Annotated in this window: 17 protein-coding genes; 10 read left to right on the top strand and 7 right to left on the bottom strand. The window is 59.3% G+C overall.

Translation table 11 applies throughout. The features are described 5' to 3' along the window. On the bottom strand, positions 1 to 309 hold a 309-nt coding region (locus tag OKC27_RS01050; RefSeq protein WP_270805846.1), incomplete at its 3' end, for a transposase domain-containing protein. 312 nt (positions 310 to 621) lie between these two features. Between OKC27_RS01050 and OKC27_RS01045 the strand changes: the two genes are divergently transcribed. After that, a complete protein-coding gene (locus OKC27_RS01045) occupies positions 622 to 810 on the top strand; it encodes a hypothetical protein (RefSeq protein ID WP_042655959.1) in 189 nt (62 codons plus the stop codon). 74 nt (positions 811 to 884) lie between these two features. Here OKC27_RS01045 and OKC27_RS01040 read toward each other — a convergent pair whose 3' ends face one another. The 3 genes from OKC27_RS01040 to OKC27_RS01030 all read right to left on the bottom strand — a co-directional run bounded on the left by OKC27_RS01040 (position 885) and on the right by OKC27_RS01030 (position 4,946). Continuing rightward, positions 885 to 1,178 (bottom strand): hypothetical protein, encoded by a 294-nt coding sequence (locus OKC27_RS01040; protein WP_182937862.1) that lies wholly within the window; start codon positions 1,176 to 1,178, stop codon positions 885 to 887. Between the two features lie 268 nt (positions 1,179 to 1,446). Continuing rightward, positions 1,447 to 3,453 (bottom strand): methyl-accepting chemotaxis protein, encoded by a 2,007-nt coding sequence (locus OKC27_RS01035; protein WP_270805845.1) that lies wholly within the window; start codon positions 3,451 to 3,453, stop codon positions 1,447 to 1,449. 197 nt (positions 3,454 to 3,650) lie between these two features. After that, positions 3,651 to 4,946 carry an amino acid permease gene (locus OKC27_RS01030; RefSeq protein WP_042655962.1) on the bottom strand — a complete coding sequence of 432 codons (1,296 nt, stop codon included), beginning with the start codon at positions 4,944 to 4,946 and terminating at the stop codon, positions 3,651 to 3,653. A 249-nt stretch (positions 4,947 to 5,195) separates the two neighbouring features. Between OKC27_RS01030 and OKC27_RS01025 the strand changes: the two genes are divergently transcribed. From OKC27_RS01025 to OKC27_RS01000, 6 genes are all read left to right on the top strand, one after another. Beyond that, positions 5,196 to 5,579, top strand: a complete 384-nt coding sequence (locus OKC27_RS01025; protein ID WP_075112586.1) for a Rid family detoxifying hydrolase — start codon at positions 5,196 to 5,198, stop codon at positions 5,577 to 5,579. Positions 5,580 to 5,601: 22 nt separating this feature from the next. Continuing rightward, positions 5,602 to 6,891: an L-cysteine desulfidase family protein gene (locus OKC27_RS01020; protein ID WP_270805844.1), complete on the top strand. Its 1,290-nt coding sequence runs from the start codon at positions 5,602 to 5,604 to the stop codon at positions 6,889 to 6,891. 65 nt (positions 6,892 to 6,956) lie between these two features. Then, positions 6,957 to 7,610 (top strand): helix-turn-helix transcriptional regulator, encoded by a 654-nt coding sequence (locus OKC27_RS01015; protein ID WP_040065159.1) that lies wholly within the window; start codon positions 6,957 to 6,959, stop codon positions 7,608 to 7,610. 153 nt (positions 7,611 to 7,763) lie between these two features. Then, positions 7,764 to 8,351: a histidine phosphatase family protein gene (locus OKC27_RS01010; protein ID WP_270805843.1), complete on the top strand. Its 588-nt coding sequence runs from the start codon at positions 7,764 to 7,766 to the stop codon at positions 8,349 to 8,351. Between the two features lie 151 nt (positions 8,352 to 8,502). Continuing rightward, positions 8,503 to 9,696, top strand: a complete 1,194-nt coding sequence (fabV, locus tag OKC27_RS01005) for an enoyl-ACP reductase FabV (RefSeq protein WP_270805842.1) — start codon at positions 8,503 to 8,505, stop codon at positions 9,694 to 9,696. Between the two features lie 162 nt (positions 9,697 to 9,858). Next, a complete protein-coding gene (locus OKC27_RS01000; RefSeq protein WP_270805841.1) occupies positions 9,859 to 11,334 on the top strand; it encodes a YfcC family protein in 1,476 nt (491 codons plus the stop codon). Between the two features lie 65 nt (positions 11,335 to 11,399). Here OKC27_RS01000 and OKC27_RS00995 read toward each other — a convergent pair whose 3' ends face one another. Next, positions 11,400 to 12,614: a pyridoxal phosphate-dependent aminotransferase gene (locus OKC27_RS00995; RefSeq protein WP_042058000.1), complete on the bottom strand. Its 1,215-nt coding sequence runs from the start codon at positions 12,612 to 12,614 to the stop codon at positions 11,400 to 11,402. 381 nt (positions 12,615 to 12,995) lie between these two features. Between OKC27_RS00995 and OKC27_RS00990 the strand changes: the two genes are divergently transcribed. Next, positions 12,996 to 13,208, top strand: a complete 213-nt coding sequence (locus OKC27_RS00990; protein WP_234601702.1) for a DUF1653 domain-containing protein — start codon at positions 12,996 to 12,998, stop codon at positions 13,206 to 13,208. Positions 13,209 to 13,477: 269 nt separating this feature from the next. Further along, complete coding sequence (gene aqpZ / locus OKC27_RS00985; protein ID WP_270805840.1) at positions 13,478 to 14,167, top strand: aquaporin Z; 690 nt, start codon at positions 13,478 to 13,480, stop codon at positions 14,165 to 14,167. Between the two features lie 91 nt (positions 14,168 to 14,258). Here aqpZ and OKC27_RS00980 read toward each other — a convergent pair whose 3' ends face one another. After that, positions 14,259 to 15,008, bottom strand: coding sequence for a lytic transglycosylase domain-containing protein (locus OKC27_RS00980; protein ID WP_442866061.1), 750 nt, complete (start codon positions 15,006 to 15,008; stop codon positions 14,259 to 14,261). A 328-nt stretch (positions 15,009 to 15,336) separates the two neighbouring features. On the opposite strand from OKC27_RS00980, the gene OKC27_RS00975 reads away from it, so the two are divergent. After that, positions 15,337 to 15,777 carry a GNAT family N-acetyltransferase gene (locus OKC27_RS00975; RefSeq protein ID WP_042656005.1) on the top strand — a complete coding sequence of 147 codons (441 nt, stop codon included), beginning with the start codon at positions 15,337 to 15,339 and terminating at the stop codon, positions 15,775 to 15,777. A gap of 5 nt (positions 15,778 to 15,782) precedes the next feature. On the opposite strand, the gene OKC27_RS00970 is transcribed toward OKC27_RS00975, so the two are convergent. Further along, on the bottom strand, positions 15,783 to 16,325 hold the full coding sequence (locus OKC27_RS00970; protein WP_058052102.1) for a DUF1439 domain-containing protein: 543 nt from the start codon (positions 16,323 to 16,325) through the stop codon (positions 15,783 to 15,785). Positions 16,326 to 16,332 lie beyond the last annotated feature (7 nt).

Genomic DNA, 16,332 nt, shown 5'->3' with positions numbered 1-16,332 from the left:
CTCGATGCTCTTGTCCCCGAGCTTTTGGCGGGCTTGCAGGAAGGCGCTGGGGGCAACAAAGGGACGGTCACCGGGCAACAGGATATCGAGCTGATTGACCAGCTGGGTCATGGGGACGTGGCGGAACATGGCCATGCCGATGATGGCCCAGACCAGGCGCTCCATGGGCATGCGGCGACGGCGCAGGGTCACGACATCCTCTTCGGCGAGCAGAGTTGTGATGAGCTCGGGGGAAATGAGGTCGGAGAGTGACTCAAACTGAGCGGGATTGCTGGCGTGGAGGAAGTCGAGAGCCTGGTCGATACGCATAAAAAATCCGAAACCAATCAACAGGTTTCGGATTTTTACACATCAGGAGGATCGGTCAATGGATCCTTAACTGATCGGCATTACGCCTGCGGGCGCCGTTTTTGTTGCCGGGGGGCCATCCGGCGATATGACGGGGCGCTCGACCCATCTTCATTCGGATAACCTATGGTGGCTCGGGACATCCACAGGCCACAGATCTGGCAGATATCTATCCCTTGCAGCCGCTTCCCTTGATCTGCATCAAGCTTGAACCTCGGTGGTTATTTTACGGTCAGAAGTGATGTTGATGGGATGTAACAAAAGGATGTGCATATGGAACTGAAAAGGGACCCGAGATGCTATACCGACGTCTGTATCGACGGTAAGTGGTATCACTACGACCACTGCAGCACCAACGTCTACATGCTGATGGGGGGCGCCGCGCCGAGCCTTCAGCTGGCCTATGAGCCGAGCAGCGAAGAGGAGCTGATCGAGATGCTCCAGCAGTTGGCCCGCTTCTAAGTCACAAGATTAACGCCTCGCCATATGGCCATCGGGTGCGTTGCCGCGATGGCCACCACTCTTTACCGCTGCACCTAATCACGGCGAGTTTTTTTGCCAAATAGCCCCTTGCCTAGCTCCAGCATGGCGACGGCCGCGGCGTAGCTGCTGTCCGACTTGCCAATCTCATCCGCCACGTAGAGAAAGTTGGATTGGTACTTCTCGACGGCCTCCCGTGGGCTGGTAGCGTCAATAAAGTCCTCCTCCACCTCGAATCCTTGGGTCAGCAGTGCCGCCTTTTCACTCAGAAAAGTCGGAGATGCCATGTCGATAAAGGTGTATTGCTGCCGATTGGACGCCGGAACGGTAAAAAACTGGTATCTGGCCATGGGTAAATTCTCGCTTGAAGCGGGTGATAGATGACGTGACGCTGGTGTTAATCTGTGGCTCGCAGGCGGCTTGGTTTCCCTCGACATCGCAGACAGTGCGTGTCGGGAATGCCGCATTTTGTTTTCGTTCGAGACTACTTTGTTGGCATCTGTCCGGCAAGTGGGGCGCAGGGTTTTCCTGGATGATCCGTGCATCTGGCGCTGCGTGGGCAGGCGCCAGATCGGGGTAATGCCGGGCTCATATTGATCCCGGCTTGTCAGCGTTCTGTCACAGCACGAAGCTCTGCACCATGGCGCGCAGCTGTTCGGTGAGCTGGTGGATCTGGCGGGCGGCATCGCGGGCGGCGTTGGCCACTTGCAGCGCCTCGTCGCTGCCATCGGAGATGCGCACCACGTTGCGTTCGATCTCGTTGACCACAGCGCCCTGCTGCTCGATGGCGCTGGCGATGATGGCGTTGGTATCGACCATCCGATCCACCTTCTCGGTGATGGCACCGAAGGCCTGTTGCGCCTCCTGCGCCAGACCGACCCCCTCCTGCGCTTCATGGCTGGCCGCCGACATGGCGGTGACCGAGGCGCGGGCGCCGGATTGCAGCTGTTCGATCATCTGCTGGATCTCGACGGTGGCGCCCTGGGTGCGGTTGGCAAGGGATCGCACCTCGTCGGCGACCACCGCAAAGCCGCGCCCCTGTTCACCGGCTCGGGCCGCTTCGATGGCAGCGTTGAGGGCCAGCAGGTTGGTCTGTTCGGCGATGCCGCGGATCACGCTGATGACGCCGCCAATCTGGCTGCACTGCTGTTCCAGTTGGCCGATGGTCTCGGCGGTGCGCAGCACTTCGCGGTTGATATGGTCGATGGCCTTGATGGTGCGCTCCACCACATCCTCGCCCTGACCGACCACGTTCTGTGCCTCCTGGGTCATGCGGGCGGCTTGCAGGGCGTTGCCCGCCATGTCTTGTGAGGTGGCGGCCAGCTCCTTGATGGCGGTGGCGACCTGATGGGTTTCCCCTTGCTGATCGGCAATCACCTCCTGCGAGCGGCAGGTGCGCGCTTCGATCTCGGTGGCGCTCTCCACCACGGTGACGCCATTCTCCCGCACTCGCAGCATCAGGGTACGCAGGGTCTCCAGCGTTACGTTGTAATCCCGGCTGATGGCGGCCAGCTCGTCCTGACCGACGATCTCGATATGCTGGCTGAGATCCTGGGCGTTGACCCTGGCGGCAATATCACGCACTCGCGCCACGGTTTCGCGCAGGGAGAGGTAGGCGCCGATCATCAGGTAGAGGTAGAGCAGCAAGCTGGCGGTCAGCGGTGCGGTGACCCACCAGAAGTGGCGTTGGTTGGCGGCAAGACGTTGGCGCAGATCGGCCTCCAGCCGCTGGCGTACATGGCCTGCCAGCGCGGTGATGGCTTCGTCCATCTTATCCCCCAGAGCCTGTACCTCCTTGGTGGAGAGCTGCACCAGCTGATCCTTCATCATCTTGTTTTCCATGGTCTCGACCCCCTGACGCACCAGCTGCATCAGGGCATCGGTCTGCTGACCCAGCTCGGCGCGGTAGGCCGGTTCGATCTGGTAGAGCAGGGTCAGATCAGCCTCCAGCTCCTGCAGGGTGGCGCTGATCAGGTCAAGACGAAAACGCAGGCCGCTGTAGCCTTCCGCCTGAAACAGGCCGAAGTCGGCTATGGTGGCGGCGCGATCCCGCACCTGGGCCAGCAGGTCGCGCAGCTGCGGCAACCGCTCGCTGGCGAGGATCACCATGTAGTAGGTGCCGAGCGCCGGATCCTGGATCAGACTGCTGGCGGCGGTGATGTGCTTGTAGAGGTGGCGCACCTCGGTCAGCAGCTTGTCGTGGCGCAGGTTGCTCTGCTCCACCTCCAGCTTGCCCGCTTCACTCTGCAAGGCGGCCCAGCCCTGCTGGATCACCTCAAAGGAGGGGGTGTTCTGGCGGGTGTCGGCAAAGGCCTGCAGGCTCAGCTCCACCGCTTGTGCCGCTGCCTTGAGCTGGTCGTCACCGACCGGATCCACCTCATAGGCGTGGCGGGTCATCAGATTGCGGTGGGTCAGCAGCGCTTGCTCGATGGCGGGCACGGGGGCCAGGTTGTTGACGCCAGCCAGTTCCCGGTTGGCCTGCGCGTTGTCATCCTGCAGCCGCCCCAGCAGGTTGGTCATGCTATAGGCCAGTGGCAACAGCATCAGGCAGGACCAGAGCAGGAATTTGTATTTGAAGGAGAGCTGATTGCCCAGCCGGATGGCCGGGTTGAAAATCCATTTCATATGAGGCCTCGATACCCGATAGGACGGGTCTATGCGGTGATGCCTGAATAGTACTCTGCGCAGGCCCCCTTGGGGGAGGCCGCATTGCAAGTTGTGATCTCTTTGGCTTTTTGCCCAGACGCCTCCTCTGACGCAATAGAAAACGGGCCACTCGAAGGTGACCCGTTGTTGATGAAGGCATGTCCGGTTGCAACCGATCAGTTGAACGCCAGGAAGGGCGAGACACAGAGCAGCAGGCCGGTGACGATGATGATGTAAAGGGAAGTGCCCTTGTACTTGTGCAGCGCCGGTACCTGATAGACCAGATAGGCCGGGATGAGGCAACCCACCATGCCGAAGATAGGGCTGCAGATGGAGGTGAAGCTCAGTACAGGTGCGTTGAGCACGATGGCGCCCCAGGAGAGCATGACGGTAAACACCATGATCCCTTTGCCTACCAGACCCTTGTTGATGCGGTTTTCCGGCATCACCCGGCGCAGCAGGTTCATCGCCAGACCCTGACAGGCTTCACGGAAACCGAGGTAAACGCCGAAGTAGGCGGTCATCACCGCGAAGATGTTGAGGGTCAGGCTGAGCAGCTTGAGGGTCTGGCCGGGCATGCCCTGGGCCACCAGGGCCAGTGCGGAGATGTTCTCCTCGGAGGCTTTGACCGCCTGATCGTGACCCATCGCCAGAGTGAAGGAGACCGCGTAGAAGAACACCACCACGAACAGGATGCCGAAGGCGATATTCATGGCGCGCATCGCCTTGAAGCGAGCCACTTCTAGCGACTTCTCCCGGGAGCGGTAGGAGATCACCATGGGGCTCAGGCTCTGGATAAAGAGGATGGAGGTGAGGGTGAAGGGGAGCATGATGATGGCATCCTTCATCCAGTCACCGGCCGCGGGCATGGCGGTGATGTTGGCCGCATCCCACTTGTCCACCATCATCAGGCCGAGCACGGCCACCACGGTGATCTTGGTCAGCACCATAAAGGTGGAGATCTTGAACAGCATGTTCTCGCCGCGCGATGCCAGTGCCACCAGACCGCAGATCAGCACCAGACCGTAGAGCGGGTTTTCGGAGAGCAGGCCGTCGGTGACGCCGAAGCTCTGCAGGAAGGAGGCGCTGTCATTGGTGATGGCGGTGGAGTAGACGAAGACCCAGATCACCAGCATCACGAAGTAGAGCGCGCCGAGCAGCATGCCCCAGTTCTTGCCGAGGTAACCGGTGATGACGCTGGGGTAATCCTTGCACTCCGGCGAGGTGGCCAGGGTGTTGATAAAGAGGCGCTGGAACATGTACATGGCCGGGTAGCCGATCACCGCAGAGAGCAGAAAGACCCACAAGCCCATCAGACCCACCTGTACCGGCAGGAAGACGATCCCTGCGCCGATGGCCATGCCGATGCTCATGATGATCCAGCCCCAGTCGGTGCTGTCGAAGCGAACCGCTTCTTTCCATTCCAGGGTGCCTATCGCGGGGCTGGTGAGAGTAGTGCTGTGCGCGTCCATTAAAACCTTCTTTTTTGTAGGGATGTGGGAAAGCGGCGCAAATATAGTTGAATGAATGCGTTGCAAACAATGCCCAAGACGATACTTTTGTTCAAATCAGGACCGTGATCACGGTTTATATTGAGGCCAAAGATGCTTTTTACACCTTTTTTGTATCTTTTTGTTGAATGGATAAAATAAAAAGCAAATAATGTTGAGCGAAAAGAGATTCGTGATTGCAAAAAAAATTGCATAAATAGGAGTGGCTATATGAAAAGCATCATCACAGCAGCAGCGGCACCTGACGCTATCGGTCCCTACAGCCATGGCACTGCCTACGGCGATCTCATCTTCACTTCAGGTCAGCTGCCGGTCTGTAAACAGTTGGGCGGCGTGGTCGAAGGGGGCATTGCGGCCCAGACCCGCCAGTCACTGGAGAACCTGAAATCCGTGCTGGAAGCCGCGGGTGGCTCGCTGGATACCGTGCTCAAGACCACTTGCTACCTCGCCGAGATCAGCGATTTTGCCGCGTTCAACGAGGTCTATAAAGCCTATTTCCAGAAAGATTGTCCGGCGCGCAGCTGCTTTGCAGTGAAAGATCTGCCGATGGGCGTCAAGGTTGAAGTGGAAGCGATCGCCCATATCGCTCGTTAATGCTGATAAAAAGGTTCAAGTGATGAAACAAGCGTGGCAGCAGTATCTGCAGATTATTCAACAGGTTGTCAAACCAGCGCTGGGTTGTACCGAGCCAATCGCCGCCGCCTATGCCGCGGCTGTCGCCGCCCGGCAGTTGGGCTGTGAGCCCCGCCGCCTCGAGGTCGCGGTGTCGGATAATCTCTACAAAAACTCGATGGGTGTCTATGTACCGGGCACCGGCAAGATCGGTCTGGCCATTGCGGCTGCCGCCGGTGCTATCGGCGGTAACGCCGATGCCGGACTGGAGGTGCTGGCCGCCATTCAGCCCGGGCAAGTAATCACTGCCCAGGGGCTGATCGATGCAGGCAACGTGCAGGTGAGCCGTACCGCTGCCCCCGAGTTTATCTTCTGCCGCGTGACCGTTTATGGCACGGATGAACATGGTGAAGAGCACAGCGCCGAAGTGACCCTGTGTGGCGGCCATACCCGCATCGTCGAGCAGCGCCGCAATGGCGAGGTGACCTTCACCGCCGATCAGAGCCAGAGCGGTGCCACCGGTTCCATCTGCGATGGCGTCGATATCAGCATCGCCACCATCTACGAGTTCGCCACCCAGGTGGAGTTCGAGCAGATCAAGTTCATCCTCAAAGCCTCCGAACTCAACGGCAAGCTCTCTGCCGAGGGGATGAACAACCCCTATGGCCTGGAGATCGGCCGCACCATGCAGCAGAACATCAATGCCGGCCTCATCGGCGAGGATGTGATGAACCGCATCGTGATGATGACGGCGGCTGCCTCCGATGCCCGCATGGGGGGCGCCACCCTGCCTGCCATGAGCAACTTCGGCAGCGGCAACCAGGGCATCGCTGCCACCATTCCGGTGATGGTGATTGCCGAGCGCTTTGCGGCCAGCGAAGAGCAGCTGGCTCGCGCCCTCATCATGAGCCATCTGGGCGCCATTTATATCAAGTCCCACTATCCGCCGCTGTCGGCGTTCTGTGGCAATACCGTGACCAGCGCGGCCGCCTCCATGGCCATGGTCTATCTGGCGGGCGGCAGCTTCGAGCAATCCTGCTTCGCCATCCAGAACGTGCTGAGCGACAGTGCCGGCATGGTGTGCGACGGGGCGAAAGCCTCCTGCGCCATGAAGGTGAGTACCTCCTCCGGCGCGGCGGTACGCGGCTTCCTGATGGCCCTCAACAGCCACTCGGTGTCGGGTCAGGGGATCGTTGCAGGCAACGTGGATCAGACCATCCGCAACGTCGGTCAGATGGTGAAGGAAGGCATGTCTGCCACAGACACCACCATTATTGATATCATGTCCGCCTGATGTCCCTGTCGGTTGCTGTACTGCCATCCCCCCGCGTGCAGCAACCCTTGCAAGAAGGTCCCATTGTGAAGCTGCAAGAGTTGAGTCCGAGCGATTTTGAGATCCTCAAGTCGATGGAGAACATAGTGGACGGCATCGCCGCCATGTATGGCCAGCACACCGAGGTGCTGCTCCACAGCCTGGATGTGCGCAATCCCTCGATCGTCAAGATTGCCAACGGCCATATCACCGGCCGCAGTGTCGGCGCTCCCATCACCAATCTGGCGATGATGAAGCTCAAGAGCGGGCAGGATATCTCCAGCCCCTACATGACCAAGTGCGCCACCGGCAAGACCCTGCGCTCCATCACCACCGTGATCCGGAACGGGGAGCACAGGGCCATCGGACTGCTCTGCATCAACAGCGACATGGATGCCCCGTTGCAATCCGTGCTGCGCACCATGATGCCGGAGTGCATGCATCCCCACGAGAGTCATGCCACCCCGGAGGTGTTCGCCCGCAACATCGACGAGGCGCTCAACAGCACCATCGACACCGTCAGTGCCGAGGTGCGCGGCAACGAGGCGGTGCCCCCGTCCCAGAAGACCCGGGTCATCGTCAACCAGTTGCACGACATGGGGATCTTCGAACTGAAAGACAGTGCCCAGATCGCCGCGCGCCAGCTCGGCATCTCGGTCCACTCCATCTACCGCTATCTGCGGGAGATCAAGAAGGGCTGAGCCGGTTCACTCTGGCCAAATTGACAGCAAACGGGTCGGCACTGACCCGTTTTTTACGCCTGCGTTTACACGTCTGTTTGGGCCATCCCCCGGGCTCATCTGCTATCATCGTCCCCCTTATTTTTCTATCTATCTGAACGTGCTGGAGAAATCATGTTCCGACTCATCTATCTGCTGCGCCACGGCCAGACCCGATTCAATGCCGAGCAGCGTCTGCAGGGGCGTTGCAACTCCGATCTGACCGACAAGGGCGAGGTGCAAGCCATCGCCATGGGGCGGCGGCTTGCCGACGAACTGGCAGATCCCGCCCGCTGGACCGTCTACGCCAGCCCGCTCGGCCGTGCTCGTCAGACTGCGCTGCTGGTGTGCGAGCAGCTGGGGTTGGCGGCGGATCGCATCGTCTGGGACGATCGGTTAATGGAGCTGGGCATGGGGGAGTGGGAGAGCTGCCAGATCCCGGTGCTGCGGCTTGCCCACCCCGAACTCGATACCGGCAAGGGGGATTGGTATCTGCAAGCACCGGGGGCGGAGAGTTTCGAGAGCATTCAGCGCCGGGCACACCAGTGGTTGCAGGATCCAGCCATCGCCGAGCGGGCCATCGTCATCTCCCACGGTCTGCTCGGTGCCATGCTACGCGGCGTCTATGCCGATCTCGACTATGAGGCGACCTGGGCACAGGAGTTGCCGCAAGATGCCTTCTATAAGCTGCAGGATGGTCATATCACCCGCATTGCCTGCTAGTTGCCGTGAGGTGGGCATCATGGCATGGACTATGATGGCCACCTTCGGATGCCCATTTTTGCCGCCGTTCAACACATCAGAGCACCTTATCGCGGCAAGATGAGGTATCTTATGCCCCGATTTCATCCATTAAACGGATCCGAGACTCCATATGATCATCAAACCCAAGGTTCGCGGCTTTATCTGCACCACCACTCATCCGGTCGGTTGTGAAGCCAATGTTCGTCGCCAGATTGCTTATACCAAAGCCAAGGGCACCATCGAGAATGGTCCCAAGAAGGTGCTGGTGATCGGCGCTTCCACCGGTTATGGCCTGGCCTCCCGGATTGCGGCTGCCTTCGGTAGCGGCGCCGCCACCCTCGGCGTCTTCTTTGAAAAAGCGGGCACCGAGTCCAAAACCGGTACCGCTGGCTGGTACAACTCCGCCGCCTTCGACAAGGCAGCCAAAGAGGCGGGTCTCTACGCCAAGAGCGTCAACGGCGATGCTTTCTCCAACGAGTGCCGCGCCAAGGTGATCGAGCTTATCAAGCAGGATCTGGGTCAAATCGATCTGGTGGTCTACTCCCTAGCCTCTCCGGTGCGCAAGATGCCGGACTCCGGCGAAGTGGTGCGCTCTGCCCTGAAACCGATTGGTGAGGTCTACACCACCACCGCGATCGACACCAACAAGGATCAGATCATCACCGCCACCGTCGAGCCGGCGAACGAGGAAGAGATCCAGAACACCATCACCGTGATGGGCGGTCAGGACTGGGAGCTGTGGATGGCCGCCCTGCGTGATGCTGGCGTGCTGGCTGACGGCGCCAAGTCCGTGGCTTACTCCTACATCGGTACCGATCTGACTTGGCCCATCTACTGGCACGGTACTCTGGGCCGCGCCAAGGAAGATCTGGACCGCGCCGCTGCCGCCATCCGTGGCGATCTGGCTGCCAAGGGTGGCACCGCTCATGTGGCTGTGCTGAAATCCGTGGTGACCCAGGCCTCCTCCGCCATTCCGGTGATGCCGCTCTATATCTCCATGGCCTTCAAGATCATGAAGGAGAAGGGGATTCACGAGGGTTGCATGGAGCAGGTGGATCGCATGATGCGCACCCGTCTCTACGCGTCCGACATGGCGCTGGACGAGCAGGCCCGCATCCGCATGGATGACTGGGAACTGCGCGAAGACGTGCAGCAGACCTGCCGCGACCTGTGGCCTTCCATTACCAGCGAGAACCTCTCCGAGTTGACTGATTACACCGGCTACAAGCAGGAGTTCCTGCGCCTGTTCGGTTTCGGCCTGGACGAGGTCGATTACGATGCGGATGTGAATCCGGATGTGAAATTCGACGTGGTCGAACTCTGAGTCTGACTCAAGTGAAAACAGGGCCCTGCGGGGCCCTGTTTTTTTGGCAAACATTCCGCTAATTTGCGGAATTTTATTATCAGCGATCACCTTTTTCCCATATCAAACCCGCTAGTCTTGCGCTGATCGGATCACAGACGGCATTGCCGAGGAACGGAAGCTATGACCACTCCAAACGAGGCGCCCAAGAAGCGCCAACTCCCCACTGTCTATACCCTGCTTTTTATCATCATCGCCCTGATGGCCGCCCTCACCTGGGTGCTGCCAGCGGGCAAATATGACTATGTCACTGCCAAGACCCAGCAGCCGGTTGCGGCAGCGGCCGTGGCTGATTACAGCGGCGACGAGCGGCTGTTGCCGGTGCCCGGCAGCTACACCGAGTTACCCGCCCACCCGCAAGGGGTGTTCGAGGTGCTCAAGGCGCCGATCCAGGGCTTTCACAAGGCGGCCGACGTGGCACTGTTCGTGCTCATCATCGGCGGCTTTCTGGCGGTGACCATGCAAAGCGGTGCGCTCGATGCCGGAGTAGGGGCCATTGTTCGCGGCTTTGCCGGGCGTGAGCGGTTGCTTATCCCGGTGCTGATCGCCCTGTTTGCCCTCGGTGGCTCTACGTTCGGCATGGCGGAGGAGACGGTGGCCTTCTGGGCACTCATTGTGCCGGTCATGATGGCGGCGGGCTTCGATCGCATGGTGGCGGCGGGGATCATTCTGCTCGGTTCCGGGGTCGGGGTGCTCGCCTCCACCGTTAACCCGTTTGCCACCGGCATCGCCTCCGGTTTTGCCGGTATCCCCATCGGTGAGGGGATTGGCCTGCGGGTCATCCAGTGGCTGCTGCTGGTGATCTTCGCCTCCTGGTTCGTGATGCGTTACGCCAAGCAGGTACAGCAGGACAAGTCCCGCTCCGTGCTGGCCGACATCACCTATGACGACGAGTTCTCCCAGATGAAGAGCGGCAACCTCGCCTTCACCGGCAAGCAGAAGCTCACCATGCTGGTCTTCTTCGGCACCTTCCTGCTGATGATCTATGCGGTGGTGCCCTGGTCGGATTTGGGGATCGATCTGCTGCCCACCTTTGGTTGGTGGTTTGACGAGCTCTCCACCCTGTTCTTCAGCGCCTCCATCCTGATTGCGCTGATCAACCGGATGCCGGAATCCAACTATGTAGCGACCTTCCTCAACGGAGCGCGGGATCTGATCGGGGTGGCGCTGGTAGTGGCGGTGGCGCGCGGCATCTATGTGGTGATGGAGCAGGGCGTCATCATCGACACCATTTTGCACTGGGCCGAAGGGCTGGTGACCGGACTCTCCTCGTCGGTGTTCATCCTGATGGCCTATCTGGTGCACATCATCCTGAGCTTCTTTATCCCCTCCACCTCGGGGCTGGCGACCGTCTCCATGCCGCTGATGGGGCCGCTGGCGGACTTCTCCGGTATCTCGCGGGATCTGGTGATCACCGCCTATCAGTCCGCCTCCGGCTGGATCAACCTGTTTGCCCCCACAGCCGCTCATCTGGTAGCCGGTCTGGCGCTCGCCAAGATCCCCTACGATCGCTTCGTGCGCTGGGTGCTGCCTTTCATCATCGGCGTAGCCCTCATCACCATGGCGGTGCTGGTGGCCGGCGCCCTGTTGCACGGCTGATGGCACGGATAAAACCACAGACAACAAAAAGGCTCCGTAAGGAGCCTTTTTTTCATTGGCTTTGTTTACTGCTTGTAGCCTTTGAGGAAGCGGGCGAGGCGACCGATGGCATCCTCCAGCTCCTCTTCGCGGGGCAGGAACACCAGCCGGAAGTGATCCGGTGCCGGCCAGTTGAAGCCGGTGCCCTGTACCAGCAGCAGCTTCTCTTGCTGCAGCAGGTCGAACACCATCTTCTGGTCGTCGCGGATGTCGTACACCTTGGGGTCGAGGCGCGGGAACATATAGAGCGCCCCCCTTGGTTTGACGCAGGAGACGCCGGGGATCTCGTTCAAGAGCTCCCATGCCTTGTCCCGCTGCTTGCGCAGGCGACCACCCGGCAGGATCAGCTCGTTGATGCTCTGATAGCCACCAAGCGCGGTCTGGATGGCGTGCTGCATCGGCACGTTGGCACACAGCCGCATGGAGGCCAGCATCTCCAGCCCTTCAATGTAACCGCGAGCACGGCCTTTGGGGCCGGTGATGACCATCCAGCCCTGACGGAAGCCGCAGGCGCGGTAGGCCTTGGAAAGGCCGTTGAAGGTCACTACCATGACATCGTCGCACAGGGTACAGACGCTGGTGTGGGAGATGTCGTCGTAGAGGATCTTGTCGTAGATCTCGTCGGCGAAAATGATGAGGTTGTGCTGGCGGGCGATCTCGATCACCTCCAGCAGGAACTCGCTGCCGTAGACGGCGCCGGTCGGGTTGTTGGGGTTGATCAGCACCAGGCCGCGAGTGCGCGGGGTGATGCGGGCACGGATGTCATCGAGATCCGGATACCAGTCAGCCCCTTCGTCGCAGCGGTAGTGCACCGCATGGCCACCGGAGAGGGTGACGGCGGCAGTCCACAGCGGGTAGTCGGGGGAGGGCACCAGCATCTCGTCGCCGTTGTTGAGCAGCGCCTGCATCGCCATCACGATCAGTTCGCTGGCGCCATTGCCGATGTAGATGTCGTCGATATCGACCTTGCGCATCCCTTTTTGCTGGTAGTACTGCATCACCGCTTTACGGGCCGAGAACAGCCCCTTGGAGTCGCAGTAGCCCTGGCTCAGCGGCATGTTGAGGATCACATCCTTGATGATCTCTTCCGGCGCATCGAAACCAAACGGGGCAGGGTTGCCGATGTTGAGCTTGAGAATGCGGTGGCCTTCGTCTTCGAGACGGCGGGCTTCTTTGTGCACCGGGCCGCGGATGTCATAGCAGACATCGTCGAGCTTGTGCGACTTGTCGATAGTGAACATGGTGAGTGTGATTCCTTCCCCATGGGGACGCGTTGGCGAAAAAGGCGATTTTTAGTATCAAATTTCTTTTCCCCTATTCTTCACAGAATTGAATGCTAGAACAATCCTCTTTTTAGAAGAATTCCCTGATTTTTAGCCCTGAAACAGGGTTGCTAGAACGTTAAATTTAGCACGATCGTTTGTGCTAACCGAGGTTCACCAGTGAAACATGGGGAACGAATTAACAAAGCTGCCCGACTGTGTTGCAATATCAGGATCCTGTGGCACGATTGGCTTGTGTAAAAAATCGTCTTCGTCCCCCTTTGCGATGAGTTGAATGGCACCGACGGTGTCATCGTTATGTGATCCGCTCATCGGTGTCTATTCCTGCGAGGTTTTCCCATGCATGCACCCGTTCCCGGCCGCTATCGCCACTTCAAGGGGGGTTACTATCAAGTGCTTGCCCTGGCCCTGCACACCGAAACCCAGGAGCAGCTGGTGATCTATCAATCCGAACAGGATGGTCAGGTCTATGCCCGCCCTGTCGCCATGTTCATGGAGTGGATTGAGCATCAGGGGCAGGTTGTCAGCCGCTTTACACCGGTAGGGAACTGACCACCTCTCCGTTTTGATCGTTCAACAGATGAGCAGTCGAGCGAAACGGTGTCACAAGTTGTCGCATGACGCCCTTGGGTATGAGATGTGCCGCCAGCTTCCTTAATGATAAATCTCTTATCCAATCAATAAATTGTGATGAATGTCACATTCAATGAACCTTGTCGGCAGGGTTCGCAATCTGGACTCACACTCCCATAATGCTGCGCTTGTTCAAGCATGGGCCCTTCTCGGGTCTGTTCGGTGTTATCTCAAATGGGAGAAATATTGTGAAACCTGTTGCTGCCGAGTTTATGGGCACTTTCTGGCTGGTATTGGGCGGGTGCGGCAGTGCCGTGCTGGCTGCAGCCTTCCCTCATGTCGGGATTGGTCTGCTGGGGGTCTCGCTGGCCTTCGGTCTGACCGTGCTGACCATGGCATTTGCCATCGGTCATATCTCCGGTTGTCACCTCAATCCGGCCGTCACTGTCGGTCTGTGGGCGGGTGGTCGTTTTCCGGCATCCGGTGTGCTGCCTTATATCGTGGCGCAAGTGCTGGGTGGCATAGCCGCCGCTGCCGTGCTCTACGTGATTGCCAGCGGTCAGGCCGGCTTTGATCTCTCCGCCGGTTTTGCCTCCAACGGCTACGGCGAGCACTCTCCGGGTGGTTACAGCCTGACCGCCGCACTGGTGTGCGAAATGGTGATGACCGGTTTCTTCCTGTTCGTCATCATGGGCACCACCGATAGCCGCGCGCCTGCCGGTTTTGCCCCGATCGCCATCGGCTTGTGCCTGACCCTGATCCACCTCGTCAGCATTCCGGTGACCAATACCTCGGTCAACCCGGCCCGCAGTACCGGCGTGGCGTTGTTTGTCGGTGACTGGGCGGTCAGCCAGCTGTGGCTGTTCTGGGTTGCCCCGATTGTCGGTGCCATTCTGGGTGCGCTGGCTTATCGCCTGGTGGCGACTGAGCAGAAGTAATCATTGGCGAAACAACGTGTGGTATCGACACGCCTGCGGGCGTGTTTTTTGTTTCTGGAGGGGGGAAAGAGAGAATGGGCCGGGCCGAGCGTCACAGCCCTTTGGCCTGCAGCATCTCCTTGTAGCGCAGGTGGAGCAGCTGGACGCGCTCCACATAGGCGCGAGTTTCCGCATAGGGCGGGATGCCGCCATGTTTTTGTACGGCGCCAGCTCCGGCGTTGTAGGCCGCAGTCGCCAGTGCCACGTTGCCGTCATACTGCTTGAGCAGTCCCGCCAGATATTTCACCCCGCCGAAGATATTCTGCTCCGCCAGCAAGGCATTGCCGACGCCCAGTTCCCGCGCCGTGGCGGGCATCAGCTGGGTCAGGCCCATCGCCCCCTTGCGGGAGACCGCCAGCGGGTTGAAGGCGGATTCGGCATGGATCAGCGCCCGGATCAGCGCAGGCTCAACCTGATAGGTTTTGGCGGCGGCCTTGATGGTGCTGGCATAGTCATAGAGAAACAGCCCGGTGGTCTGCCAGTTGACATTGGATTTGGGATCGCAGGCGAAGCAGTCGTTGAACAGCAGCAGCTCGTAATGGCCCTGTTCTGGCGCCATGTCGGAGTAGCGTACTACCCCGTTCTGCTGTACCGATTTATAGACCTGGATCTGCTTGTTGCCGCCAGCGGCGGTTGCCGCCATTTGAGTTGCCCCGGTTTGCGGGGCGGGTGCGGCCTCATTGACCGGACGCAGGGGGGAGGGGGCTGCAGTCAGGAAGACCACCTCCGCGGGCGGGGGAGTCTGGCTCCATCCACTCAGGGGGATCAACAACATAGGGCCTGCCAGCATCCATGCTTTCAACCGTAATACTCCTTCCTGTGATGACCATGTTGAGTAAAGCATCATGACGAGGGCAGAACAAGCGGCAAGCAGGGGGCAAATGACCCGATTCGGTGACCGGGATCAAAGTATCCACCACAATAAAGGGTTGTCATCGTGAAGCCGTGCGTTGGCAGTCAGGCCGTGGGTCATGGTCTCTTCCACCGGGTCAGCAACGTCGCCATGACGCCTGCTTTTTTGTTGACGAAAGGCATGCTATCGTGCTGGCGTCAGCTGGTCGGATTAGATCACCGTATCTGGCACTAATAATTGATTACCAAAGGATTTGTCTGTGACAAGCAAGCTGGCGATGGAACTCACCTTCGAAGAGTACTGCGACGCCGACCTCTCCCTTATCAGGGACTATTACGAAACGACGTTTTCCCACTATGTGCCGGATCTGGCCGAGCGGATCTTTGTCGTGCGTGATGCTCACTGGCTGGTGGGGGCGGTACGGTTGCGGGACGAGGAGGAGTTTTACCATCTGTGCGGCTTTCGCCTGTTACCCCACTACCAGTCGCTGGGACTGGGGTCACGGCTGTTGCAGCACGCTTGCCACGGTCTGGCGGACAAACCGGTGGTCTGTCAGGCGCTCCCGTTCGAGAAGCCCTTCTATCTCAAGGCCGGTTTTGCCGATATGCCTCTCAACCAATTGAGCGGGTCGCTCTTCTCACTCTACGAGCGGCAGCAGCAGCAGGGTTATCAGGTGGAGCTGCTGGTACGGGATTCCACCCAGCCCCTCCTGAATTGAGTTATTTAGCGGGGGTTGGTCAACAGGTGGATCTTGCCCGGTGACAGCTCCAGCCCCAGCAGATTTTCCTTCAGCCAGGCCTGATCCGGATCCTTGTCATTGAGTTTGTAGACCGGCTTGGTCTCGAGCCGTTTCTCCATACTCTGCAGCAGCATGTTGAGCATCAGCCCGAACTTCTTCTCGGCCGCTTCCGGCTCCAGCTTGTACTCCACCAGCTTCATGTTATCCAGAAACAGCGCGCTCTGGGCCTTGTCATAGCGGGGCCTCGCCTCATAGGTCATCTGCAGGCGGGCGTCATATTCGGTATTGTCGGGCAGGGCGATTTTGAGCTTGCCCTTGCCATAGACCCGTGCCGTGTCGGGGCGCTGGCGACCAATCTGGACATCGCTCTGCTCAAGTTTCACATGAGCCTTGATGATGCCGGGCAGTTCCAGCTGTTTATCGACTTGCACCTGCGATTGCAGGTACTGATTTATCTGTTGCTCATTGATGTCATATGAGCCTTGGCCTAGCATGGCCAGGCTGAGCAGCATAGATTGCAGGATCATGCGTGCG

It is taken from the genome of Aeromonas sp. QDB62, assembly GCF_027705695.1.
Taxonomy (GTDB): Bacteria; Pseudomonadota; Gammaproteobacteria; order Enterobacterales; family Aeromonadaceae; genus Aeromonas; species Aeromonas allosaccharophila.
The sequence above is the reverse complement of the archived record's forward strand: the minus strand, read 5'-3'. Positions and strand labels throughout refer to the sequence as shown.

Bases quoted from the DNA above. Each gene is read 5' to 3' on its own strand.
- OKC27_RS01045 (WP_042655959.1), top strand. From the start codon at position 622: ATGGAACTGAAAAGGGACCCGAGATGCTATACCGACGTCTGTATCGAC.
- OKC27_RS01040 (WP_182937862.1), bottom strand. From the start codon at position 1,178: ATGGCCAGATACCAGTTTTTTACCGTTCCGGCGTCCAATCGGCAGCAA.
- OKC27_RS01035 (WP_270805845.1), bottom strand. From the start codon at position 3,453: ATGAAATGGATTTTCAACCCGGCCATCCGGCTGGGCAATCAGCTCTCC.
- OKC27_RS01030 (WP_042655962.1), bottom strand. From the start codon at position 4,946: ATGGACGCGCACAGCACTACTCTCACCAGCCCCGCGATAGGCACCCTG.
- OKC27_RS01025 (WP_075112586.1), top strand. From the start codon at position 5,196: ATGAAAAGCATCATCACAGCAGCAGCGGCACCTGACGCTATCGGTCCC.
- OKC27_RS01020 (WP_270805844.1), top strand. From the start codon at position 5,602: ATGAAACAAGCGTGGCAGCAGTATCTGCAGATTATTCAACAGGTTGTC.
- OKC27_RS01010 (WP_270805843.1), top strand. From the start codon at position 7,764: ATGTTCCGACTCATCTATCTGCTGCGCCACGGCCAGACCCGATTCAAT.
- fabV (WP_270805842.1), top strand. From the start codon at position 8,503: ATGATCATCAAACCCAAGGTTCGCGGCTTTATCTGCACCACCACTCAT.
- OKC27_RS01000 (WP_270805841.1), top strand. From the start codon at position 9,859: ATGACCACTCCAAACGAGGCGCCCAAGAAGCGCCAACTCCCCACTGTC.
- OKC27_RS00995 (WP_042058000.1), bottom strand. From the start codon at position 12,614: ATGTTCACTATCGACAAGTCGCACAAGCTCGACGATGTCTGCTATGAC.
- OKC27_RS00990 (WP_234601702.1), top strand. From the start codon at position 12,996: ATGCATGCACCCGTTCCCGGCCGCTATCGCCACTTCAAGGGGGGTTAC.
- OKC27_RS00975 (WP_042656005.1), top strand. From the start codon at position 15,337: ATGGAACTCACCTTCGAAGAGTACTGCGACGCCGACCTCTCCCTTATC.
- OKC27_RS00970 (WP_058052102.1), bottom strand. From the start codon at position 16,325: ATGATCCTGCAATCTATGCTGCTCAGCCTGGCCATGCTAGGCCAAGGC.